General features: G+C 64.4%; 21 protein-coding genes. 18 read left to right on the forward strand and 3 right to left on the reverse strand.

Going from position 1 to position 23614, the window contains the following annotated elements; translation table 11 throughout:
* Window positions 1-37: 37 nt before the first annotated feature.
* The 7 genes from exbB to J2S32_RS13990 are packed head-to-tail and all read left to right on the forward strand — an operon-like array spanning window position 38 to window position 5988.
* Window positions 38-772 carry a tonB-system energizer ExbB gene (gene exbB / locus J2S32_RS13960; RefSeq protein WP_253522303.1) on the forward strand — a complete coding sequence of 245 codons (735 nt, stop codon included), beginning with the start codon at window positions 38-40 and terminating at the stop codon, window positions 770-772.
* Window position 773: 1 nt separating this feature from the next.
* Window positions 774-1202, forward strand: a complete 429-nt coding sequence (gene exbD / locus J2S32_RS13965) for a TonB system transport protein ExbD (protein WP_253522307.1) — start codon at window positions 774-776, stop codon at window positions 1200-1202.
* Window positions 1199-1948 carry an energy transducer TonB gene (locus J2S32_RS13970; protein ID WP_253522310.1) on the forward strand — a complete coding sequence of 250 codons (750 nt, stop codon included), beginning with the start codon at window positions 1199-1201 and terminating at the stop codon, window positions 1946-1948. Before exbD ends, J2S32_RS13970 begins: the two co-directional genes overlap by 4 nt.
* 19 nt (window positions 1949-1967) lie before the next feature.
* Entirely contained in the window at window positions 1968-4337 is a 2370-nt protein-coding gene (locus tag J2S32_RS13975) for a TonB-dependent receptor (RefSeq protein ID WP_253522314.1), read from the forward strand.
* Window positions 4338-4397: 60 nt separating this feature from the next.
* Entirely contained in the window at window positions 4398-5081 is a 684-nt protein-coding gene (locus tag J2S32_RS13980; RefSeq protein WP_253522317.1) for a Fe2+-dependent dioxygenase, read from the forward strand.
* Window positions 5078-5662 carry a ferric reductase-like transmembrane domain-containing protein gene (locus J2S32_RS13985; protein ID WP_253522319.1) on the forward strand — a complete coding sequence of 195 codons (585 nt, stop codon included), beginning with the start codon at window positions 5078-5080 and terminating at the stop codon, window positions 5660-5662. The genes J2S32_RS13980 and J2S32_RS13985 overlap by 4 nt, the downstream gene beginning before the upstream one ends.
* Entirely contained in the window at window positions 5659-5988 is a 330-nt protein-coding gene (locus J2S32_RS13990; RefSeq protein WP_253522321.1) for a PepSY domain-containing protein, read from the forward strand. The genes J2S32_RS13985 and J2S32_RS13990 overlap by 4 nt, the downstream gene beginning before the upstream one ends.
* A 40-nt stretch (window positions 5989-6028) precedes the next feature.
* On the opposite strand, the gene J2S32_RS13995 is transcribed toward J2S32_RS13990, so the two are convergent.
* Window positions 6029-6820, reverse strand: coding sequence for a 2-keto-4-pentenoate hydratase (locus J2S32_RS13995; protein ID WP_253522323.1), 792 nt, complete (start codon window positions 6818-6820; stop codon window positions 6029-6031).
* A 164-nt stretch (window positions 6821-6984) separates the two neighbouring features.
* Here J2S32_RS13995 and J2S32_RS14000 point away from each other — a divergent pair, with 164 nt between their 5' ends.
* From J2S32_RS14000 to J2S32_RS14020, 5 genes are all read left to right on the forward strand, one after another.
* Window positions 6985-8010: a LacI family DNA-binding transcriptional regulator gene (locus J2S32_RS14000; protein ID WP_253522326.1), complete on the forward strand. Its 1026-nt coding sequence runs from the start codon at window positions 6985-6987 to the stop codon at window positions 8008-8010.
* Window positions 8011-8128: 118 nt separating this feature from the next.
* Window positions 8129-8761, forward strand: a complete 633-nt coding sequence (locus J2S32_RS14005; protein WP_063506203.1) for an RpiB/LacA/LacB family sugar-phosphate isomerase — start codon at window positions 8129-8131, stop codon at window positions 8759-8761.
* A 102-nt stretch (window positions 8762-8863) separates the two neighbouring features.
* On the forward strand, window positions 8864-9637 hold the full coding sequence (gene kduD / locus J2S32_RS14010; RefSeq protein ID WP_253522328.1) for a 2-dehydro-3-deoxy-D-gluconate 5-dehydrogenase KduD: 774 nt from the start codon (window positions 8864-8866) through the stop codon (window positions 9635-9637).
* Window positions 9634-10659 carry a sugar kinase gene (locus J2S32_RS14015; protein ID WP_253522330.1) on the forward strand — a complete coding sequence of 342 codons (1026 nt, stop codon included), beginning with the start codon at window positions 9634-9636 and terminating at the stop codon, window positions 10657-10659. Before kduD ends, J2S32_RS14015 begins: the two co-directional genes overlap by 4 nt.
* A complete protein-coding gene (locus tag J2S32_RS14020; RefSeq protein ID WP_253522332.1) occupies window positions 10646-12208 on the forward strand; it encodes a carboxylesterase/lipase family protein in 1563 nt (520 codons plus the stop codon). Before J2S32_RS14015 ends, J2S32_RS14020 begins: the two co-directional genes overlap by 14 nt.
* 110 nt (window positions 12209-12318) lie before the next feature.
* Here the strand turns inward: J2S32_RS14020 and J2S32_RS14025 are convergent, their stop codons facing one another.
* Window positions 12319-13653, reverse strand: a complete 1335-nt coding sequence (locus J2S32_RS14025) for a pectate lyase family protein (RefSeq protein WP_253522334.1) — start codon at window positions 13651-13653, stop codon at window positions 12319-12321.
* A 260-nt stretch (window positions 13654-13913) separates the two neighbouring features.
* Here J2S32_RS14025 and J2S32_RS14030 point away from each other — a divergent pair, with 260 nt between their 5' ends.
* The 6 genes from J2S32_RS14030 to J2S32_RS14055 are packed head-to-tail and all read left to right on the forward strand — an operon-like array spanning window position 13914 to window position 22030.
* The gene (locus tag J2S32_RS14030; RefSeq protein ID WP_253522337.1) at window positions 13914-16604 is read left to right on the forward strand and encodes a TonB-dependent receptor; all 2691 of its coding nucleotides are present in this window, start codon (window positions 13914-13916) and stop codon (window positions 16602-16604) included.
* A gap of 33 nt (window positions 16605-16637) precedes the next feature.
* Window positions 16638-17615: an alpha/beta hydrolase gene (locus J2S32_RS14035; protein WP_253522339.1), complete on the forward strand. Its 978-nt coding sequence runs from the start codon at window positions 16638-16640 to the stop codon at window positions 17613-17615.
* Complete coding sequence (locus J2S32_RS14040; RefSeq protein ID WP_253522342.1) at window positions 17612-19228, forward strand: family 43 glycosylhydrolase; 1617 nt, start codon at window positions 17612-17614, stop codon at window positions 19226-19228. Before J2S32_RS14035 ends, J2S32_RS14040 begins: the two co-directional genes overlap by 4 nt.
* Window positions 19229-19254: 26 nt before the next feature.
* Window positions 19255-20265 (forward strand): TRAP transporter substrate-binding protein, encoded by a 1011-nt coding sequence (locus J2S32_RS14045; RefSeq protein WP_253522345.1) that lies wholly within the window; start codon window positions 19255-19257, stop codon window positions 20263-20265.
* Window positions 20266-20267: 2 nt separating this feature from the next.
* Window positions 20268-20747 (forward strand): TRAP transporter small permease, encoded by a 480-nt coding sequence (locus tag J2S32_RS14050; RefSeq protein WP_253522348.1) that lies wholly within the window; start codon window positions 20268-20270, stop codon window positions 20745-20747.
* The gene (locus tag J2S32_RS14055) at window positions 20747-22030 is read left to right on the forward strand and encodes a TRAP transporter large permease (protein WP_050599173.1); all 1284 of its coding nucleotides are present in this window, start codon (window positions 20747-20749) and stop codon (window positions 22028-22030) included. The genes J2S32_RS14050 and J2S32_RS14055 overlap by 1 nt, the downstream gene beginning before the upstream one ends.
* Here J2S32_RS14055 and J2S32_RS14060 read toward each other — a convergent pair whose 3' ends face one another.
* The gene (locus J2S32_RS14060; RefSeq protein WP_253522351.1) at window positions 22031-23551 is read right to left on the reverse strand and encodes a UxaA family hydrolase; all 1521 of its coding nucleotides are present in this window, start codon (window positions 23549-23551) and stop codon (window positions 22031-22033) included. It lies immediately after the preceding gene.
* Window positions 23552-23614 lie beyond the last annotated feature (63 nt).

The following is a 23614-nucleotide window of genomic DNA, read 5'->3' on the forward strand; positions in this document are numbered from 1 at the left end:
AGTGTCTCGACATCGATTTTTTGCTGCCGTCCTTGCTTTGACGGCGTTTCCCGTCGGCGCGCAAGCGCAGGGCGGCGGGACAAGCGCGGCCGCGCCCGGCTTGCCGACCGACCTCAGCATCTGGGGCATGTTCGCGCAGGCCGACTGGGTGGTGAAGCTGGTGATGATCGGGCTGGTGCTCGCCTCGCTGGTCACCTGGACCGTGCTGGTCGCCAAGCATCTCGAACTCGCGCGGCAACGCGAAAGCGCGGAGCAGTTCCGCGACAAGCTCGCCGCCACGCAATCGCTGGCGCAGCTCGACCCCGCCTTTGCCGATCATCCGATCGTCATCCAGGCGCGCGAAGAGATCGCGCAATCGGCGGGCTCGCTCGACGATCGCGAAGGCTTGAAGGAACGGCTCGTCTCGCGGCTCGACCGGCACGAGGCGAAGGTCGCGCGCAAGATGACGCAGGGCGTCACCATTCTCGGCACGATCGGGGCGACCGCGCCCTTCGTCGGCCTGTTCGGCACCGTCTGGGGCATCATGAACAGCTTCATCGGTATTGCCGAACAGCAGACCACCAATCTCGCAGTGGTCGCGCCGGGTATTGCCGAAGCGCTGCTGGCCACCGCGCTCGGGCTCGTCGCCGCCATTCCGGCGGTGGTGATCTACAACCATTTCGCACGCGCCATCGCGGCGCACCGCGCCGTTGTCGCCGATAGTGCGGCCGCGCTGCTACGCGTGGTCTCGCGCGATCTCAGCCGGGGCACGCTGCCGGAGGGCAAGGTCTGAGATGGCGCTCAGGCTCGCCTCGGACAGCGAAGACCTGGCGGTCGCGCATGAGATCAATGTCACGCCGTTCATCGACGTGATGCTGGTGCTGCTGATCATCTTCATGGTCGCCGCGCCGCTGGCGACGGTCGATGTGAAGGTCGATCTGCCGGTATCCAACGCGCAATCCGCACCCAAGCCCGAAGCGCCGGTCTATCTGTCGCTGCAGGCCGACGGGTCGATCCTCGTCAATGAAGATGAGGTGCGGCTGGCGGCGCTGGGTGCAGCGATCACCGAAGCGACTGCGGGCGACCGCGAAGAGCGGGTTTTCCTGCGCGCCGACAAGGCGATCACCTATGACGAAATCATGCAGGCGATGAACGCGCTGCGCGCCGCGGGTTATGTCCATGTGGCGCTGGTCGGTGCCGAGACCGGGGCCGCGGTGCCATGATGCTGGCAGGGGCAGGACGCACCAACTGGATGCTGGGGGGCGGCATTGCCTTCGCCGGCCATGCAGCCGTGGTCGCGGGTCTGCTCCTGATCGGCACCGCGCCGCCCAAGCCCATCGTCGAAGACCCGGTCGTCCTGCTGGAACTGCCCCCGCAGGCCGCCCCGGCGCCCGCTGCGTTGAACGAGCAGCCGGTCGATGCGCTCCAGCCCGACTATGTCCCGCCGCAGACCTTCCAGCCGCGGATCGAGGCACCGCAAGTGAGGGCGCCGCTGCCGCGCGAGTTCGTTGCGACGCCGCCGCCACCACCGCCCTTGCCCTCGCGCCGCAGTGTCGCGCCCGCGCCGCAGCCGACCACTTCCGCCCGGCCCGCGCGCAATGCGCTGGCGGTCGCTCCCGAAGGCAGCGGCACCGGAACCGCTGCCACCGCGGGCGACGATCCGAAGGCCAAGCGCGAAGAGGCCGATTACTATGCGCTGCTGAGCGCGCATCTCAATCGCAAGAAACGCTATCCGAGCGAGGCCAAGAAGGCGCGCCAGCAGGGCGTGGTGACGGTGCGCTTCACCGTGCTTGCCGATGGCCGGATCAGCGCCAGCTCGATCCGCACGTCCAGCGGGCACGACCTGCTCGACCAGGCCACGCTGGACCTGATGCAGCGCGTTGCGCCGCTGCCCAAATTCCCGCGATCGATGACCAAAGACAGTGTCACGATCTCGCTTCCTATCGACTATTCCCTACGCACAAGATGATGATTAGAAAGGTTTTTCCATGAGGGATCGTAACCAGGGCGTGATCCGCCCGATCAGCCTGCGCGGTGCCGGACGGAGCACTGCAGTGGCGGCCATCGGCCTGTCGGCAGCGCTCATCGCCGGCAACGCCAAGGCACAGGATGCCAATGACGAAGACGAAGTCGTCCTCGACACGCTGCAGATCGAAGACGCTACCGCCGACGTCAATCCGAACGCGCAGCCGGGCGTGCCCTACAAGGCGCGCACTTCGGGCGATTTGCGCCGCGTGAAGCCATTGTCGGAAACCCCGCAGACGATCCAGGTGCTGACCGAGCAGCAGCTCGAGGAACAGGGCGCGACCGATCTGCGCGACGTGCTCGACAATATCCCCGGCGTGACCGTGGGTACGGGCGAGAACGGCAACGCCTTCGGCGACCGCTACATCATCCGCGGCCATGAAGCGCGCAGCGATGTCTTCGTCGACGGTCTGCGCGATCCGGGCATGACCACGCGCGAAACCTTCGCGGTCGACCAGATCGAGATCACCAAGGGGCCGAGCTCGAGCTTCGCGGGTCGCGGTTCGACCGGCGGCGCGGTCAATTCGATCACCAAGAAGGCCAGCACCGATTACCAGTTCACGCGCGTCGATGCCGGCATCGGCACCGACGACTATTACCGCGTCACGCTCGACGCCAATGTGCCGCTGACCGACACCATCGCGGTGCGCGCCAACCTGCTCTACGGATATGAGGAAGTGCCCAACCGCAACTTCTCCGACCGCGAGCGCTACGGTGCAGCCGTGTCGGCGGCGTTCAAGCCGAGCGACACCTTCGAACTGGTGCTCGATTATTACCACCTGACCGCGAATGACACGCCCGATCTGGGCGGCTATGTTCCGGGCCCGACGGGGACCGGTCCGAGCGATGCAACGGTATACCAGCCGTGGGATGATGTGCCCAATTACACCCAGACCGGCGATTTCCTCGAATCGGACGTCGATACCGTCACCGGGCGGATCTACATCACGCCGTTCGACGGCTTCCAGATCGTCAACTCGACCCGCTATGGCGAAACCAGCAACGGTTACGTTCTCACCGGGCTGCGCGGCGGCTCCTACGATCCGGACACCGATACCTTCGCCCCGGTCACGCTGAGCACCCACCAGGGCAATCAGGAAGTCGAGTATTTCGTCAACCAGTTCAATGTGATCGGCGAATTCGCGACCGGCAGCCTGGTGCATAATCTGATTGTCGGTACCGAATATTCGAACCTGCAGGTCGCCAACGGCACCTACGATCTGACCGAGAATGGCGCGACCAATTGCGTCACTGCCGGTCGTGGTGGTAGCCTCAACCCGAGCTATTGCATCACCGACGAAAACCGCAATGTGCTGTTCGGCGAGAGTGAAATCCACAATCTGCTGCAGCGCGACATCGCCCGCAGCGATGTCGACAGCGACTGGCAGGTCGAAACGTTGTCGATTTACGCGATGGACACGATCGACTTCACCGACTGGCTGTCGGTCCATGGCGGTATTCGCATGGACGCCTTCAGCTACAGCAATGTGGTCGACAGCCGCGGCACCGTGACGCCCTTTACCTACAGCGACACTCTGTGGAACGGCCATGCCGGCGTCGGCGTCAAGCCGATGGAAGAGGTCTATGTCTACTTCAACTACGGTTCGGCCAAGAACATCAATGGCGGCGAATCCGACCTCGGCGCCAATTGCGGCTATGGCGGCATCTGCGTCGACGAGGGCACCGGCATCGGCGATGGCCGCCCCGAAAGCAGCGAAAGCTTTGAACTGGGCGTCAAGGCCGATCTGTTCGACGACCGCTTCATGCTGACCGCAGCGGCGTTCCAGATCACCAAGGGCGACGTGTTCGAATCCGCAGGCGACGACTATAGCGCCGGCGGTTCGCTCAACACCGGCGAGAACCGCGTCCGCGGTGTCGAATTCGGCCTGGTGGGCAATATCACGCCGAAGCTGCTCGCACAGGCGGCACTGACCGTGATGGAATCGGAAATCACCGATTCGAACGATCCCGAAAAGATCGGTCGCCGTCTGAGCAATTTCGCCAACACGCAGTTCAGCGGCCAGCTCCGCTACCAGGCGACCGAGGCGCTCGCCTTCGGCGGGACCGCGACCTACAAGGGCGCGCTCTACACCGGCCAGCCCGACGATGCGGCAAGCTTTAACGACACGCTGGGGATCTACACCTATCGCGTCCCCGACTACTGGACCTTCGATGCTTTCGTCAGCTTCGACTTCAACCAGAATTTCGGCGCGCGGGTGAATGTGACCAATGTCACCGACGAGGATTATTACCTCGCCGGCTATCGTTCGGGTCACTTCCTCTACAAGGGTGACGAACGCCGGGCGACGCTCACGCTCACCGGGAAGTTCTGATACGGCAGGGCGCGGGCTTCGGCTCGCGCCCTTCCATTTTCCACGACAAGAACCCCCGCCATGCTGACGATCATCGAGAACCTGCTGGACGATGAAACGGTGCGCCGCTTCCGCGACCGGCTGGCCGAAGCCGACTGGCAGGACGGGGGCAGCACGGCGGGCACGCGGTCGATCGCGGTCAAGCAAAACCTGCAATTGCCGCGGCAGGATGCGCTGGCGCAGGAGCTTGGCACTGCGATACTGCGCGAACTGGGCCGGCACGCGGAATTCGTCTCGGCCTCGCTGGCGGAGAAGATCTGGCCGCCGGTGTTCAATCTCTACCAAGACGGCGGGCATTACGGCACGCATTCGGATGCCGCGCTGATGCGCCTGCCCGAAGCCGATCTGACCATTCGCAGCGATCTTTCGGCGACGCTGTTCCTGTCCGATCCCGGCAGCTACGACGGCGGCGAGCTGATCGTCGAGGAGCAGTTCGGCGCGCAGGCGGTCAAGCTCGCCGCGGGCGATATGGTCCTCTACCCCTCATCCAGCCTGCACCAGGTTGCCCCGGTAACCCGCGGGCAGCGGATCTGCGCGATCAGCTGGATCCAGAGCGCGGTGGCCGATACGCCGGCGCGCGCGCTGCTCTACGATCTCGACCAGTCGATCCGCGCGCTGACGCCCGACCGCCCGCAGGAAGATCCCGAGATCAACCGGCTGATCCACGTCTATCACAATCTGCTGCGGCGCTGGGCGCAGCCGTGATCGGCTGGCGCCGCGCGCTGCTGTGGTTTGTCCTCGCCATTCCGGCGGCGCTGATGATCCAGCGCATCGCCAGCGGCGAGGCGCTGGCGATGGACCTCTACCACCCCAGCGGCGAGATGTCGGTCCGCCTGATGATCCTTGCGCTGCTGCCCGGTCCGCTGACCGATGCGCTGGGCCCCAACCGCTTTCTGCGCGGCTGGCTGGCGATCCGCCGCAATCTGGGCGTGGCGGCGTTCCTCTATGCGCTGCTGCATCTCGGTTTCTACGTGCTCGACATGCAATTGCTGTCGGCGATGGTGGGCGAGCTGCCCATTCCCGGCATCTGGACCGGCTGGCTGGCCTTCGCGCTGTTGCTGGTGCCCGCCGCGATCAGCTTCAATGCCGCGATGCGCCGGCTGGGGCGGCGCTGGAAGCAGATCCAGCGCCTCGTCTATCCCGCCTTCGTGTTGGCGCTGATCCACTGGCTGCTGCTCGATTGGGCGTGGGGGCCAGCGCTCGTTCACCTCGCACCATTATTGGTGGCATGGACATTGCGCATGGCCATGCGCCGCAGGACAATCGTTACCAGGAGTATCGCATGAGTTTTCGCCGGATCCTCAAGGCTTCGACCCTTCTTGCAGCCGTCGCGGCTGTCGGCCTCGCCGCCCCCGCGCAGGCCGATGGCGACATCGTCTGCAAGGCCGGCCCCAAGGATGGCTGGCAGAAGATCTCCAAGCTGAAGAAGAAGGTCTGGCTGGAGGAATGGAAGCTGCTGAAAATGCAGGTCGAGGGCGATTGCTACGAAGTCTACGCCCGGACCAAGGAAGGCCAGTCGATCGAAGCCTTTTTCCACCCGGTGACGCTGAAAAAGCTGGTGGTCTTCCGACGCGGCCAGGAAATCTACCGCGCCGAGGGCTTCACCGGCTAGCGTTCGATTGGGTGGTGCACCCAGCGCATGAGGGGGCGGGCTAGGCGGTGTCGCCAGACACCACGCGCGCGGCGACTTCGCCCAGACCTTCGAAGCGGGCGACCGCATGCTGGCCCGCGGCAATTTCGTGAACGCCGGTGATGGCGCCGCTTGAAACCCACCAACCCGCCTGCGGTTCGATGCCGCGTTCCGCCAGATTGCGGAGCAGGAAGGAGACGGCGCCGAACGGTCCGTCGAGCATGGTCGCAGTGGTCGCGCGACCCTGTTCCTCGCCATCGATGTCGAGTGTCACAGTGATATCGTCAAGCCGCGACCAATCGGCGCGAGCGACTGCCCGGCCGATCAGCAATCCGGCATTGTTGCCATGGTCCGATACGGTCACGCAGGGCCCGTCGACATTGATCGCGGCATAGGGGGACGAGGCCACTTCGAGGCCGATGCGGACCTCATCGACCCAGTCCATCGCCTGTTCGCGGTCATCGGGCAGGGGGCCTTCGCGAGGGGCCAGCCGCAACATGAACTCCGCTTCCATCGCGGCAAAACCGCCGCTGAAAATCGGGAATTCGGCCACGTCCGCGGTTTCCTGCCGGATAGCATCGGCAAAGGCCGGACCGATCAACCGGTCAGCCCCCAGGTCGTCGCTCGCGGGCGGATTGATCTTGCCCACTTTCCAGCCGCCGATCGGACGATCCCAGATGCTGATGGCATGATCCTGCACGGCATAGGCCTGCGCAAGGTCGGTCGGTCGGACCCCGGGATACTCGCTCAGGACTTTCCAGTTGCGGCGGGCATTTACAAAGGCGTTTGCAATCTCGCCAGCTGCGGAATTCATGGGGGCCCCTCTCGAAATGTCCCATTTTCAGCGCGACTTTGACGAAAAAGGAAACCGGTGTCAAAACGTATTTACCACACGCTTGCGGATAGCGGGCGGCTCTGCCCTCCCATTTCCTCGTGGGCGGGCTATGAGCGGTGGCAGGCAGCAAAAGGTTGTGACACATGGCAAAGTCCGGTCCGGCACCTACGATCAACGACGTGGCGCGGATTGCAGGCGTCTCTAAGAAGACGGTGAGCCGGGTGATCAATCGATCCCCGCTGCTCAAGCAAGCCACCCGCGAGAAGGTCGAGAAGGTTATCGCCGAACTCGGCTATACGCCGAACCCGCAGGCGCGGGCCCTGGCGCTGCGGCGCAATTTCCTGCTTGGCCTGCTGCACGACAACCCCAATGCGCAGACCGTGCTCAACTTCCAGGAAGGGGTACTCGACGCGATCCGCGATACCGAGTTCGCGCTCGTGGTGCGCCCGGTCGATCGACATTCGCCGGCCATGCTCGACGACATCCGCAATTTCCTCGAGCTGCAGCGGTTATATGGCGTGCTGATCCTGCCGCCGATTTCCGAGAATGACGAACTGGCCGCGCTGTGCCGCGAAATGGGCTGCGGCTATGTCCGCATGGGCTCGGCTGCGCTCGACGAGGCCGAGCATCTGGTCCAGTCGAACGACCGCGAGATGGTCGAGGCCGTGGTCGATTATCTCGTCGAACTGGGTCACGAGCGGATCGGCCTGATCGAGGGGCCAGCGGGGTTCCGGTCGGCCTTCGAACGGCGCGAAGGTTTCCTCGCCGCGATGAAGCGGCATGGGCTCGACATGCCCAGCGAAGCACTGGTGCAGGGCAATTATCGGTTCAATTCAGGCGTCGAGGCGGCCCACCAGCTGCTGAGCGAGAACCCCCACGTTACCGCGATCTTCGCCAGCAATGACGAAATGGCCGCGGGCGCCTATCATGCTGCACGCGAACGGGGCGTCGATGTCCCCAACGACCTGTCGCTCGTCGGGTTCGACGATTCCCCGATTGCGGCGCATATCTGGCCGCCGATGACCACCGTCGGCTGGCCGATCCGCGAGATGGCCAAGGCGGCCGCGCTCAAGCTGGTTGCCCCCGATACGGCAGAGGCGCAGCCATCGAACTTCCCCGCGCGGCTGGTGACCCGCAATTCGGTCGCGCCGCCCGCCAAGAAAATCTGATCCGGATGGTTGAAATGGCCCCCGCTTTGCGGATAGAAGTCGTTTTGACACCGGTTTCCTTATTCGACTCGGAACCGCCTGAATTCGCACCAGCGCCCCCAGCGGGCAGGGAGAACCCATGAAGATCGCTCTCATCACCGAGAACAGCCAGGCCGCCAAGAACGGCCTCATCTACGATGCCCTCAACACCGCTGCCGAACCGTTCGGCCATGAAGTGTTCAATTACGGCATGTACACCGCCGAAGACAGCGCATCGCTGACTTATGTGATGAACGGTGTGTTGGCGGGCATCCTGCTCAATTCCAAGGCCGCCGATTTCGTCGTGACCGGTTGCGGCACCGGCATGGGTTCGATGCTCGCCTGCAATGCCATGCCCGGCGTGTTCTGCGGCCTCGTGATCGACCCGACCGATGCTTTCCTGTTCAACCAGATCAATGCCGGCAATGCGATCGCGATGCCCTATGCCAAGGGCTTCGGCTGGGCCGCCGAGCTCAATCTGCAGGATTGCTATCGCAAGCTGTTCGAAAACGAAGCGGGCGCGGGCTATCCGCGCGAGCGGGCCGAACTGATGCGCAAGAACCGCGGCTTCCTCGCCGACCTCAAGGCTGCCAGCACGCATGACATGCTGACCGTGCTGAAGAATGTCGATCAGGACCTGCTGCGCGCCGCGATTGCGGGCGAACGCTTCGCAGAATATTTCTACGCCAATTCGCAGGATGACGCGATCAGCGACTATCTGCGCAATCTTTGACCCCTTCGGGAATCGCATGACCGGCATGAACCGGCACCGGGGGTAGGGGATCGCGTCGTCGCGGCGCGATCCCCACCGCACCACACTGGGAGAGTGAATACCATGGCCACCACCCCCTTCGACCTGACGGGGCGCACCGCGCTCGTCACGGGTGCCAATACGGGTATCGGGCAGGGCATCGCCATCGCGCTGGCACAGGCCGGGGCCGATATTGCCGCGGTGGGCCGCAGCCCTGCCGACGAGACCGCCGAACAGGTCCGCGCGCTGGGCCGCCGCTGCGAGCTCGTTTCCGCCGACCTGTCCTCGATCGAACCGGTCACCGAAGTGGTTGACACGGTCGTTGCCAAGCTCGGGCGTCTCGATATCCTCGTCAACAACGCCGGGATTATTCGCCGCGAGGATGCGCTCGACTTTTCGGAAGAGGATTGGGACGCCGTGATGGACACCAATCTGAAGACGCTGTTCTTCCTGTGCCAGGCGGCCGCGCGCCATATGACCGGCTGGGCATCGCAGGATGGCGAGCGGGGCAAGATCGTCAACATCGCCTCGATGCTGACCTTCCAGGGCGGCATCCGCGTGCCGAGCTATACCGCCAGCAAATCCGGCGTCGGGGGCCTGACCAAGCTGATGGCCAATGAATGGGCGCCGCGCGGCATCAACGTCAACGCGATCGCGCCGGGCTATATTGCGACCAACAACACGGCAGCGCTCCAGGCGGACGAAACGCGCAGTCGCCAGATCCTCGAGCGGATCCCCGAACAGCGCTGGGGCGACCCGGCCGATATCGGCGGCGCGGCCGTCTTTCTTGCCAGCCGCGCGGCGGATTATGTGCAGGGGCATATCCTCGCGGTCGATGGCGGATGGCTGGCGCGATGACCGCGTTGCCGAAATCGGGCCACGTGGTCTGTTTCGGCGAGATGCTGGCGCGCCTGTCGCCCGAGGCGGGGACGCCGCTAGCGCGCGCGCGCAATCTCGCGCTCGCAATCGGCGGGGCCGAGGCCAATGTCGCCATAGCGCTTGCCAGCCTTGGCCAGCCCGCCGCGATGCTCAGCAGTGTGCCGGACAATCCGTTGGGGCTCCGCGCGCTGGCTGCGCTGGGCGAAGCGGGTGTGGATCAGCGCTTCGTGCGCCGCGCAGCGGGCCGGATGGGCCTCTATCTGTTCGAACCGCCCAGCGGTCCGATCGGGGGGCGGGTGACCTACGACCGTGCGGGAAGCGCCTTCGCCATGGCGCAGCCGGAAGATTTCGACTTTGCCGGAGCGCTCGATGGGGCGCGGCTGCTGCACCTTTCGGGCATCACGCCGGCGCTGGGCCCCAACGGGGTGGCGCTGGCGAAGAAAGCCGTCGCTGCCGCGCGGGCGGCAGGCGTGCCGATCTGCTTCGATGGCAATTACCGTGCCAGTTTATGGGATGCCTGGGATTGCGATCCGCAGGCGATCCTGACCGAACTGGTCGAAGCGGCCACCATCCTGATCGGCAATCACCGCGACATCTCGCTGCTGCTCGGTAAGAGCTTCTCGGGCGACGGGGCGGATCGGCGGCGCGAAGCCGCCGAAGCCGCCTTCGCGCGCTTCCCCGATCTGGCAGCGATCGCCTCGACCGCGCGCCATATCGAAAGCTCGACCACGCATGGCCTCGCCGCCCGGGTCGACCTGCGCGAAAGCCATTGGCAGACCGACGAGGTCCGGATCGCCCCGGTGGTCGATCGGATCGGCACTGGCGATGCCTTCGCCGGGGGCGTGTTGCTGCGCTGGCTGGAAGATGGGGCCGCGCAGGAGATGGCCAAGACGGGGCTGTCGCTGGCGGTGATGAAACACGGTATTCCGGGCGATACGATAGCGGTCACGCGCGGTGAGCTGGAGAGCTTTCTTCCGGCAGGAGCCGATGTCAGCCGCTGACGGCATGACCCGCCGCGCGGCTCTGCGCGGGGGCCTCGTAGGGGGCGCATTGCTTGCGGCCCCGGCGGTGGCGGCTGGCGGCAGCGGCGATCCCCGGGCTCTGGCCTATCGCGGCATGATCGATCGCGGGGTGCCGGCATTTCTCGGCATCCGCTATGCCCGCGCTGCGCGGTTCGACCGCCCGGTGCGCGAACCTGTTCCTACCGCGCCCACGCCCGCGACGCAGTTCGGTCCGCTGTGCCCCCAACGTCGGCCGATGACCCCGGCGATGAGCGAGGACTGCCTGTTCCTCAACATCTGGACGCCGGATGCCCATTCTTCCGCGCGCCGCCCGGTGATGGTCTATTTTCATGGCGGGGCCTACAATTGGGGCTCGGTCACCGATCCGCTGACGCATGGGGCGAAGCTTGCCGAACAAGGCGATGTGGTGGTGGTTACGGTCAATCACCGGCTCAACCTGTTCGGCTATGGCTGGCTGGCACCGCTCGGTGAGCGTTTCCGCCACAGCGGCAATGCGGGCCAGCTCGACCTGATCTGCGCGCTCGAATGGATCCGCGAGCATATCGGGGCCTTCGGCGGGGACGCGAACCGCGTGATGGTTTTCGGCCAGTCGGGCGGCGGCGCCAAGATCGCGACGCTGATGGCTATGCCTGCAGCCGATGGGCTGTTCCATACGGCCGCAACGATGAGCGGCCAGCAGGTCACCGCGCAGGGACCCGGCAATGGCTGGCGGCGGACGCGCGCCCTGCTCGACCATCTCGGACTGGCGGAAGATGGCGGCGCTGCCCTGCTTACCCTCCCGTATGAACGCTTGCTCGAAGGCCTGGAGGCGACCGATCCGGTGCTCGGGGGCAGTCTCTATTTGGGCCCGACGCTGGATATGCTGCATCTACACCGCCATCCGTTCTGGCCCGATGCCGCGCCGCAATCGCGGCACATCCCGATGATCCTCGGCAACACGCGGCACGAGACGCGGGCCTTCATCCGCAGCGACGGGCCCGTCGTGCAAGGTCTCGACTGGCAGAATATCGCCGAGCGGCTGGCCCCGCAGATCCGCATCGATTTGCCTGCGGACTGGGTAGTCGCGCAATATCGCGCGCAGTTTCCGCAGTGGTCGGCCGAGCAAGTATTCTATGCCGCGACCACCGCCGGACGCAGCTGGCCTGGTCAGGTGATCGAGGCCGATGCGCGCGCCCGCGCAGGGGCGCAGGCCACCTGGGTCTACCAGCTCGACCGGCCCAGTCCGATCGATCCCACGCGCGGTGCGGCGCATACCGACGATCTGCCCTATGTCTTCGGGACGCTCGCTGCACCGGGCAGCTATTCGGGAACCGGGCCACGCGCCCGCACGGTCAGCGATGCGATGATAACTGCCTTTGCGGGCATGGCGCATACGGGCCGGCCGGGGCTTCCATCATGGGCGCCCTATACGCTTGCAGAACGCGAGACTTTGGTGATTGGCGAAGAGAGCATCGCGACCAAGAACGATCCACGCGGGTGGGAGCGCGAGCTGTGGGCGCGGGGGCCCTATATCCAGCCGGGCAGTTGAAACTCGGTCAGACCTGATGCAGTGTTCCGTGACAGTCGGCAGGCGGCTCGCTTGCGGCATGAAGACATACCGCCGCGAAGCCGCCTACCTATTGAAAAGCCCCAGCATGTTTACCGATTGGTGGCGCGCATCTCGCGGTCGCGGGGCGAAAGATGCTCCTGCGCACCGTCCTTCTGGCCCGGCCAGATACCCGACTTCGGGGTCATGGTGGCAAGGTCCCAATCCGCTTCGACGAAGGGCGCGCTCGTCGCTTCGAACTGCGGATAGCCGCCGACCTCCTCTTCCGAATCGATCACTTCGCCGCGTCCTTCGGCGATGTAGAACAGGACGCGGATTTCCATTTCGCTGCGATCCCACGGGCGCGCGCCCGTGGTTGCGAGCAGGACGGTCTCGACATCTTCGCTGGGCATGATCGAATAGCCATCGAGATCGTGCAGCGGCGCATCTTGCTCGACGATCTGCGCGCGTGTCTGGCCATAGCGGCCGAACATCGGCAGGTCGTTGCCATACCGGTCGATCGCGACATTGTCGCGGCCATAGTATTTCAGATCGCCGACGCCGCCGATCGTCAGGAACGGCAGGCCCGCATCGGTGCTGTTGCCGCCGCGCAGGACATTGCCCACTGCGGTGAGCTGGCCGTCGACCGGCGCGTGGCCCGCCCATTCCAGATCCATCAGATTGTAATGCACCGCGCGATATTGCGGATCGTAGATCAGATTGTTGATCATCAGCGCCTCGACCCCGCCCTTCAGCAACGGAGAGCGTTCGACATTGTGGGCCCAGACATTGCGTTCGAACACGATGCCGGTGGCATTGTCGTGGATCAACGACCCCTTCGAGTGTTCGCCCTTGGGGTGCGTCGAATCGGCCAGGCCCTCGGCCGCCAGGTTCGACCGGAAGACGATGTTGCGGCTGGTGCCTTCGCGCCATTCTTCCACCGTATCCCCGGTAAAGCGCGGGCCCGAAGCGGACATGTTCTCGTCGACGCCCCAGAAGAAGCTGTTGTTTTCGATCAGCAGATTATGCGCCGAACGCGTGGAAAAGGCATCGACCTCCCAGCCATGCCGCTTGGGCAGGCCATCGGCGCCGACCGCGACCCGCAGGTGGCGGATGATCACGTCATGCGTGGCCACATTGATCCCGCCGCGCAGGATCGTGATCCCCGGCGATGGGGCCGTCTGACCCGCGATCGTGACATGCGGCTGGGTGATGGTCAGCGAGGACCGTTCGAGGTCGATCGCGCCGCCCACTTCGAAGACGATGATACGCGGCCCTTCGCGGGCGAGCGCTTCGCTGAGGCTGCCCGGACCGTCCTTGGCGAGCGTGGTCACGCGAATGATTTCCCCGCCCGCTCCGCCATCGGTGGGATCGGCAGCCTGTACGATCGCGGGGGATGCAATCAGAAACAGGCAGAGCGCCAGCAGGCAATTTGCGAAATATCTCATGGCAATTTCCTCTCTCTTAATTGCAACCTTGACACTGAAGGTCAGATGGATCAAGAAGAATTGACACCGGTTACCAAACGGGCCGGGTTGAGGGAAATTGGAGTGTCAGATGGGGGGTGCGGCAGGCTGCCGCAAATTTTCTCCTCCAAAAAGACACCGGTGCCAATTGAGAGGAGGATGCGATGAGGTTTATGGTTTCCACGGGAAGCGTGAAGGCGGCTTTGCTGGCCGGTAGCGCATTGGTTTTTTCGGCGCCAGCAATGGCCCAGGATTCGGGCACGCTCGACGATGACGAAGTAAGCGATGTCGCTTCCGACGCATCGGGCGAGATTTCCGATAGTGATAATGTGATCATCGTATCGGGCTTCCGCCAGTCGCTCAACGCGGCCATTTCGGCGAAGCGCGAAGCGGTCGGCCAGGTCGATGTCATCGTGGCCGAGGACATCGCCAAATTCCCCGACACCAATCTTGCCGAATCGCTCCAGCGTATTCCTGGCGTTGCGATCGAACGCGATGCAGGCGAGGGACGCCAGATCACGGTTCGCGGGCTGGGTGGGCAATTTACCCGCGTGCGCGTCAACGGAATGGAAACGATCGCGACCTCGGTCGATGGCGCATCGTTTAACCGGGACCGCGCTTTCGATTTCAACGTCTTCGCGTCGGAACTGTTCAATTCGATCGTGGTCAACAAGACCGCGTCGGCAGCGCTCGACGAAGGTTCGCTGGGGGCGGTCATCGACCTCAATACCGGCGATCCGCTTGCGTACGGTGCGGGTCTCAAGCTGGTCGGTTCGGCGCAGGGGCGCTACAATGACCTGAATGACGACATCGCACCGCGTCTCGCCGGCCTGCTGGCGTGGAGCAATGCGGACGAAACCTTCGGTATCTCCGCATCGGCTGCCTGGACCAAGTACGAGACGCCCGAACTGGGCAACAACTCGGTCCGCTGGGCGAATGATGCGACCTTCCGTTCGGTCGATGGCGTCGATTGCGCCGCCAATGCTGCCGATCCCGGATGTGTGGAAGTGCGCGACGCTTTCCACCCGCGCATCCCGCGCTACGGCCTGGTCAATCACGACCGCGAACGTCTCGGCGCGACCGCGGCAATCCAGTTCCGTCCGACGGATCGCACTGATATCCAATTCAACGCGCTCTATTCCAACTTCAAGGAAAACCGCGACGAGTATTGGGGTGAAGTCCTGCTGCGTTCGAACGAGGACGAAATCGACCTCTCGAACTATGTCATCGATGGCGACAACAACGTCATCAGTGCCGATCTCGAGAATGCGTGGATCCGCAACGAGCGCTATCACCGCGAAAGCGAAACCGATTTCTACCAGATTTCGGGGACCATCGAGCAGGCGTTCAGCGACAACTTCAGCGCCTCGCTGCTCGCGGGCTTCTCCAAGTCCGACGCGACCATCCCGGTCGAAACCACGATCATTTTCGATGATCGCGACGGGACCTACAGCTACGACTACACCGATATGAAATTTCCGGTGCTTGCATTCGGTACGGATGTGACCAATCCGGGCAATTTCCAGCTGGCGGAATTCCGCGATCGCCCGAGTTCGGTCGAGAACAAGTTCAAGACCATCGCGCTCGATCTCGATTGGGAGCCCACCAGCGGACTGCGCCTGTCGGGCGGGCCGTTCTACCGTCAGTTCGACTACTTCACGCAAAGCGCGCGGCGTGACGGGCAGTATTGTTCGGCATTCACCTGCGCAGCCGGAGCCTATGGCGCGCCGGTCACGGCGGATCTGTCCGAGCTGTTCGAACTGGGTGATGCAGGCCAGCCGGCTGGCAACACCAACAGCTGGGTCGTGCCGAACCTCGACGCGGCGGTGGCTTTCCTCGATCTCTACAACATCCCTGCGGTGACCCGTGAAGGCGATGTCCGTTCGGTCGAGGAAAAGGTCACCGGGGGTTATTTCCAGACCGATTTCGAGATCGACCACGGACTGCGCGTAACCGGCAATTTCGGGGTCCGCTATGCGCGCACCGAACAGTCCTCGCAGGGGTTCAACAACGGTCAGTACGTGACGGTGGAGCGTAATTACGACGACTTCCTGCCGGCGCTCAATCTGAACGTGTTCCCGAGCGACGACGTCGTCCTTCGCGGGGCGATCGCTCGTGTGATTACCCGTCCCACGCTCGGCTCGCTTACGCCGGGCGGATCGGTCGACGAATTCAATTTCGTCATCAGCACGGGTAATCCGTTCATCGAACCCTACCGGGCCTGGAACTACGATCTTTCGGCAGAATGGTATTTTGCACCCGGGGCAATCCTGTCGCTGGCGGGCTTCATCAAGGAGATCGAAAGCTTCCCGGTCAGCCGGCCGCTGCAGATCACCTATGCGCAAAGCGGCTTGCCGACATCGCTGCTTACGTCGGGTACGCCCGTCTATGATGCGATTGTCAACGGGACCGATCCCAATCGCCAATTCGAGTTCCGCACGACAACCAACGGCGAAGGCGCGACGATCAAAGGGGTGGAGCTTGGTCTGAACCTGCCCTTCTCTGCTTTCGCCTCGGGCGCGCTGGCGAATTTCGGTGTGCTGGGCAATGTCACCTATGTCGACAGCCAGCAGGAGATCGAGTTCGAGGATCAGATCTTCGAAACAACGTTTAGCGGCGTGTCGAAATACTCGGCCAACGGTACGGTCTATTACGATGACGGGCGGATCTCGATCCGTATGTCGGGCGCTTATCGTAGCGGCTACAACACCGGCCTCAGCGGCAATAACAATTTCCTGGAAGGCTACACCTCGTCGTTCAACCTCGATGCGGCGATCCGCTACAAGGTCACGGATTCAGTCGAGCTGATGCTGGACGGGAATAACCTGACCGACGACTACCGTTACCGTTGGACCGACGACGATGCGCGGCGGAACTACGAGAACAACCACTTCGGCCGCATCATCATGGCCGGTGTGCGCTTCGAATATTAATTCGACAGCGTAAGGGATACAGGGGGCTCGCGCATGAGAAGTGATCGACGGTCGCTTCTTGTCGCGGGCCTTTCCCTGTCTGGTGCATGGACCACACGCGGCTCGGCGGGTTCGCAGGCAAGTGTGGCTGCCAAGCCAACAGAACCGATCGCGCTATGGCCGTACGGCGCGCCCGGCATTCCCGACCCCGCACCGAGTGAGCGGATAACCGAACGCTCGACCGATCCCTCGTTCAAGGACCGCGCCGTTGCGGCGGTTGCCGAACCGCGCCTGGTTGTCTTCCATCCCGCGCATGCCAGCGGGGCGTCGGTCCTGCTGATGCCCGGCGGTGGCTATCGGCATGTGGTCGTCGACAAGGAGGGCTACGAGATGGGGCGCTGGCTGGCCGCGCGCGGCATCACCGCCTTCGTCCTGTTCTACCGTCTGCCCGGCGATGGCTGGGCGGCGGGCCCCGACGTCGCGCTGTCCGATGCGCAGCGCGCGATCCGGCTGATCCGCAACCGCGCTGACGAATGGGGCCTCGACCCCGCGCGCGTGAGCGCGATGGGCTTCTCCGCTGGCGGGCATTTATGCGCCGACCTTGCCACACGGTTCGATCACGGTGCCTACGATGCGGTGGATGCAGCCGATTCGCTTTCCGCGCGTCCCGACAGCGCCGCGTGCATTTACCCGGTTATCAGCATGGAACCCGGCGTAGCGCATGCCGGATCGCGGGAGCTGCTGATCGGTAGCGACGCCGACGCCGCGCTGGAACGCGCGCATTCGCCCGATCAAAATATCCCTGCCGAAGCCCCGCCTTTTTTCCTGCTCCATGCGGAGGACGACGCCTCGGTCCCGGTCGAGAATACGCTCCGCATGCGCGCGGCGCTCAAGGCGCGCGACCTACCCGTCGAAACACATCTGTTCGAAGCCGGCGGGCATGGCTTCGGGCTGCGCAAGGCAGCGGGCAAACCGGTCGAGGTCTGGCCGGAATTGTGGCTCGCCTGGGCCAGAACAAGGAATTTTGCATGACGATCCGCCGCAGGGATTTGCTCGCCGGGGTTGGCGGGGCAGGGCTGGCAAGCTTGGTGCCCGCATTGCCCGCTCCGCTTCGCGCGCGAACGTATGATGCTCCTGCCGTGCGCCAGTACCGGCGCGGGTTCGACAACCAGCGAGTTCCCGATCTTGGCAATGGCACCTTTCTGAATCCTGTAGTCTCGGGTGATCGGCCGGATCCCGCGATCCTCAAGGATGGTGCGGATTACTACATGACCTTCTCCACCTTTGACGCCTATCCCGGGCTGACGATCTGGCATTCGCGCGACCTGGTGAACTGGCGGCCGCTCGAAGCCGCGCTGACGCGCAATATCGGGTCGGTTTGGGCCCCCAGCCTGCACAAGGACAAGGGCCGCTACCTCCTCTACATCCCGGTGAAGGCCAAGCCGCAGAACGACATCTTCGTCGCCTGGGCGGACGATATCACCGGGCCGTGGAGCGACCCGATCCCGCTCGGCCTGCCGAACCATATCGACCCGTGTCATGCCGTGGCCGAAGACGGCAGTCGCTGGTTGTTCCTGTCGGGCGGCGACCGTGTTCGCCTGTCCGGCGACAATCTCTCGCTCGCCGGCGCGGTCGAGCATGTCTACGATCCCTGGCGCTATCCGTCCGACTGGATCGTCGAAGGGTTTTCGCCCGAAGGTCCGAAGATCCACCACATCGGCGGCTGGTATTACATGATCACCGCAGTGGGCGGCACCGCCGGTCCGCCGACCGGGCACATGGTCATCGCCGCCCGTTCACGCTCGCTGCATGGCCCCTGGGAACACCATCCCGGCAATCCGCTGGTCCGCACCGAGAGCGTGGAGGAAGCCTGGTGGTCGCGCGGCCATGCCTCGCTGGTCGAAGCGCCCGATGGCAGCTGGTGGTCGCTCTATCACGGCTATGAAAACGGCTATTGGACGCTTGGCCGCCAATGCCTGCTCGATCCGGTGGAATTCACCCCCGACGGGTGGTTCCGCATGACCGGCGGCGACCTGTCCGCGCCGATCGCCAAACCGCGCGGCGGGGCTGCGGTCACGCATGGCATGCCGCTGACCGACGATTTCTCCGCCCCGCTTGCGCTGGGCAGCAAATGGGCCTTCTTCAAGCCCGACGCCGATGAAGCGGCGCGAATAACCAGCGGCAATGGCGTGTTGCGGCTGAAGGGCAAGGGCGCGGCGCCGTCCAGCGGATCGCCGTTGCTGCTGACCGCAGGCGACCGATCCTATCGCTTCGAATGCGATATCGAACTCGCGCCCGGCGGACGGGCGGGGCTGATCCTGTTCTATGACGACAAGCTCTATTGCGGGCTGGGTTTCGATGCGGAGCGCTTCGTCACGCACCAATACGGGCGCGAGCGGGCAAGGCCCGCCAATCCGCATGGCGGGCGGATGCGCATGCGCGTGACCAATCGGCGCCACATCGTCACGTACGATACCAGCGGGGATGGCGGGAAAACCTGGCACCGCTTTGACCGCGGGATGGAAGTCTCCGGATACCACCACAATGTGCGCGGCGATTTCCTGATGCTGCGGCCCGGCCTCTATGCGGCGGGGCCGGGCGAGGCGAAATTCCGTGACTTCCGCTTCACCGCGCTCGAAGATTGAACAAAATGACGGGGAGCGGAAGAAACATGACGAACGGGCGTATGGCGCTGTCGCGGCGAAGCGTGCTGGCCGGCGGCATGGTGCTGGGGGCAGGCGCGATCCTGCCCGGCTGCAAACCGGTGATGTCGGGGCTACTGACCGGCGCCGACGCGCATCCGGGCGATTACCCGACCGTACGCGCGGTCGAGTTCATGGGCCGCTATCTCGATGAGAAAACGGGCGGCCGGCTGGGCATCAGGATGTTCGCCGGCGGCCAGCTCGGCAGCGAGACCGATACGCTGGAGATCACCAGTTTCGGCGGGATCGATTTCAACCGGGTAAACTTCGCGCCGCTCAATTCGATCGAGCCGATGACGCTGCCCTTCTGCCTCCCCTTCGTGTTCGATTCGGTCGCGCATATGCGGCGCGTGGTCGACAGCGAGGTGGGCGATGAAGTGATGGCCTCGCTCGAACCGCACAATCTCATCGGCCTGTGCATTTACGATTCTGGTGCGCGCAGTTTCTACAATGTGCGGCGACCCATCACCACGCCGGATGATCTGCGCGGGCTCAAGATCCGCGTGCCCGCATCGGACCTCTATATCGCGATGGTCAATGCGCTGGGCGCCAATGCGGTGCCGATTCCCTTTGGCGAAATCTACCAGTCGCTTGCCCAAGGCGTGATCGACGGCGCGGAAAACAACTGGCCCACCTTCGTGGGCGAGCGCCATTACGAAGTCGCCAACTATCTCAGCCTGACCCAGCACCTGCTGACCCCCGAGGCGCTGGTCATGAGCAAGGCGAGCTGGGAACGGCTGTCGCGTGCGGACCAGCTGCTCGTGCGCGAGGCGGCCAAGGCTTCGGTCGTCGAGATGCGCCGCTTGTGGGACATTCGCGTTAACGAAGCCAAAGCTGCGGTCGCCGCGTCGGACGTCGCCGTGAACACGGTGGATACCGAACCCTTCGCCGCGCTGATGCGGCCGGTGTGGGATCAATTCATTACGACGCCCGCGCAGCAGGACATCGTCCGGCGGATCCGCGATATGAGGGAAGGATGACTATGGCCGCGACCCTATCGCGCTGGTTGATCGGTTTCGGTTCGATCGGGCTTCTGGCGATGACCGCGATCATCGGCTGGCAGGTGTTCGGGCGCTTCGTGCTCAACTCGAGCCCGTCTTGGACCGAACAGGCTTCGCTGATCATGATGATCTGGTACGTGATGTTTGCCGCCGCCGCGGGTGTCTATGAAGGCTTCCATATCCGCATCGCGCTGCTCGAGGAAAAGCTGGGCGATCGCGCGCGGCCGCTGCTGCGGATCGTCGCGCTCGTGATCGCCGTGATCGGTCTGGTGCTGCTCGTTTACGGCGCGCAGCTGTGCTGGGCGGTGCGCGGCAATGTCGTCCCTTCGCTCGGCGTCAGCCGCGCGGTAGCCTATGTGCCGCTGCCCGTTTCGGGACTGCTGATGACCTGGTTCGCGCTGCCACAGCTATTTACCGGGCGTCATCCGGCGGATGATGCCAGTAAAGGGGAGCGCGGCTGATGGAACTCCTCGTCCTGTTCGGCGTGCTCTTCGCCATGCTCGTCATCGGCGTACCGGTGGCCTTTTCCCTGCTCGCGGCGGCGCTTGCCTGTTTCCTCGCGATGGATATCCCTCCCATCGTCGCGGTCCAGCGCGTCGCCGCGGGGATCAGCGTTTTCACGCTGATGGCGATCCCCTTCTTCATCTTCGCGGGCGACCTGATGTACCGTGCGGGGATTGCCGACCGGCTGGTCCGCGTGGCCGATGCCGCCATCGGGCGCGTGCGCGGCGGGCTGGGGATCGTCGATGTCGGGGCCTCGATGATGTTCGGTGCGGTGTCCGGCTCTGCCATCGCCAGCGCCTCGGCGATCGGCTCGACCATGGTCCCGCTGATGAAGGAGAAAGGCTATCCTGCAGATTATGCGGTCAACGTCACCGTTACCGCGGCGATCGTCGGCCTGCTGATCCCGCCTTCGCACAATATGATCATCTATTCCGCCGCTTCGGGGATCGGCGTATCGATCGGCGACCTGTTCCTTGCCGGCGTCATCCCCGGCGTGCTCACCGGCCTGATGCTGATGCTGGTGGCGTGGCTGGTGGCCAAGCGCGGCAAACTGCCGCTGGGCCGCTTCCCCGGCTGGCGCGAGTTCATCCTCGCAAGCGCCTATGCGATCCCCGGTCTGATGACCGCGGTGATCATCATGGGCGGCATCCTCAGCGGGTTTTTCACGCCTACCGAAAGCTCGGCCATTGCCGTGATCTACACCATGCTCATCGGGACCTTCGTCTATCGCAGCCTGGGGTGGAAGGGCATGTGGGAAGCCGCCGGGAAGTCGGTGCGCACCGCTGCCATGGTCTTGTTCATCATCGCTGCCGCCACCGCATTCGGCTTCGCGCTCGCGCTGCTCGAAGTGCCAGCCGCGATGGGCGCGCTGATCGGCGTGATGACCGACAATCCGATCCTGACCCTGCTGATCATCAACCTCATGCTGCTGGCGCTGGGCACCTTCATGGACATGGCCCCGCTGATCGTCATCACCACGCCGATCTTCCTGCCGGTGGCGATGGATGTCGGGGTCGATCCGGTGCATTTCGGGATCATCATGATGCTCAATCTGGGCATCGGCCTGGTTACGCCGCCGGTCGGCTCGGTGCTGTTCGTTGGCTCGGCGGTGGGCAAGATCCCCGTGACCGCGCTGGTGAAGACCATCTGGCCGTTCTATCTCACGCTGATTGCGGCGCTGGTGGTGATTACCTTCGTGCCTGCGCTCTCGCTCTGGCTGCCGGGGGCATTCGGCGGCTGATCACAGCGTCACCCCGCGTTTCCAGATCGAAATCACGCGCTGGTCGCTGCGTTCGGCGGCGGTGGGCTCGCCGCTGGCAATGTTGAGCAGGTAGTCCGCAAAGGCGGCATCGACCGCGTCCACCCCTTCGGCAAGCGCGCGGCCCGCATCGAAATCGATCCAGCCCGGCTTGGTTTGCGCGAGTGCGGTGTTGGACGAAATCTTGACCGTGGGGACCGGGAAGCCGAGCGGCGTGCCCCTTCCGGTAGTGAACAACACCAGGGTCGCCCCCGCCGCGGCCAGCGCGGTGGAGGAGACCGCATCATTGCCCGGTGCTTCGAGCAGCGTCAGGCCCGGTCGCGATACGGTGCCCCCATAGTCGATCACATCGACCAGCGGGGCGCAGCCGCCCTTCTGCACCGCGCCCAGCGATTTTTCTTCCAGCGTGGTGATCCCCCCCGCGATATTGCCGGGCGAGGGGTTCTTCGAAACCGGCTGGCCCTGGTCGAGGAAATAGCGCTTGAAGCGGTTCACCAGCTCGCCTGCCCGCTCGAAAACCTCCGGTGACACGGCGCGCGCCAACAGTGCTTCCTCGGCGCCGAAGATCTCGGGGATTTCGGTCAGCACAAGGCTGCCCTCCGACCCTGCGAGACGATCGCTGAAGCGCCCGAGCAGAGGATTGGCGGTCAGCCCGGACAGCGCGTCCGACCCGCCGCATTTCAGCCCCACGGTCAGCGCGCTCGGCGGCGCGTCTTCGCGCATTACCGGAGCGAGTTCAGCCACCAGATCGGCAATTTCCGCAAGCAGGCGTTCGCGCTCGTCGCCCGGGTCCTGCGCCCGGACAAGCCGCAGCTTGGCGCGGCTGCGCTCGGCGACGCTGGCAACAAGGTCATCGAGCTGGTTGCTCTCGCAGCCGAGCCCCACCAGCACCACGCCTCCCGCATTGGGGTTGTCGCACAGCGCGGCCAGCAGCGCGCGCGTGCCCGATAGATCGTCGCCCAATTGCGAACAGCCGTGCGGGTGGCCGAACCCCACGATTGCATCCACGCTGCCGCGATGGATTGCGCTTGCTTCGCGCGCCACCAATTCCACCAGCGGGGCGACGCAGCCGACAGTGGCCAGCAGCCAGATCTCGTTACGAGTGGCAAAGCGCCCGTCGGCGCGCCGGTATCCCCGCCAGTTGCCCAGCGGCGGTGAGGCTTCCGGGATCGGCGCAGGTGGCGCAAAGGTGCCATACTCCATCTCCCCATCCAGCGCGGTGGCGAGATTGTGCGAATGGACATGCTCGCCCGCTGCGATCGGCTGGCTGGCAAGGCCGATCGGGGCGCCATAGCGCAAGACCGGTTCGCCTTCGTTGTGGGAGCGGAGGGCGAATTTATGGCCCCTCGGGATCGCTTCGGGCAACCGCAGGACAATTCCGTCCAGTTCGATCCATTCGCCGGCCTTGTGATCGCGCAGTGCGACGCCGACGCCATCGGCCAGGTGCGAGCGCCAGACATGGGGCGACCTCATCCCTGCGGAAGCGCTGTCGGCCTCGGTCATTGCGCGTCGCTCCTTATCCCCCTGCCTCGCCGGTTGATTTCCTCTCCGGTAAGCGGCAGAACC

Origin of the sequence: Qipengyuania citrea (genome assembly GCF_024171405.1) — a bacterium.
GTDB classification, from domain to species: domain Bacteria; phylum Pseudomonadota; class Alphaproteobacteria; order Sphingomonadales; family Sphingomonadaceae; genus Qipengyuania; species Qipengyuania profunda.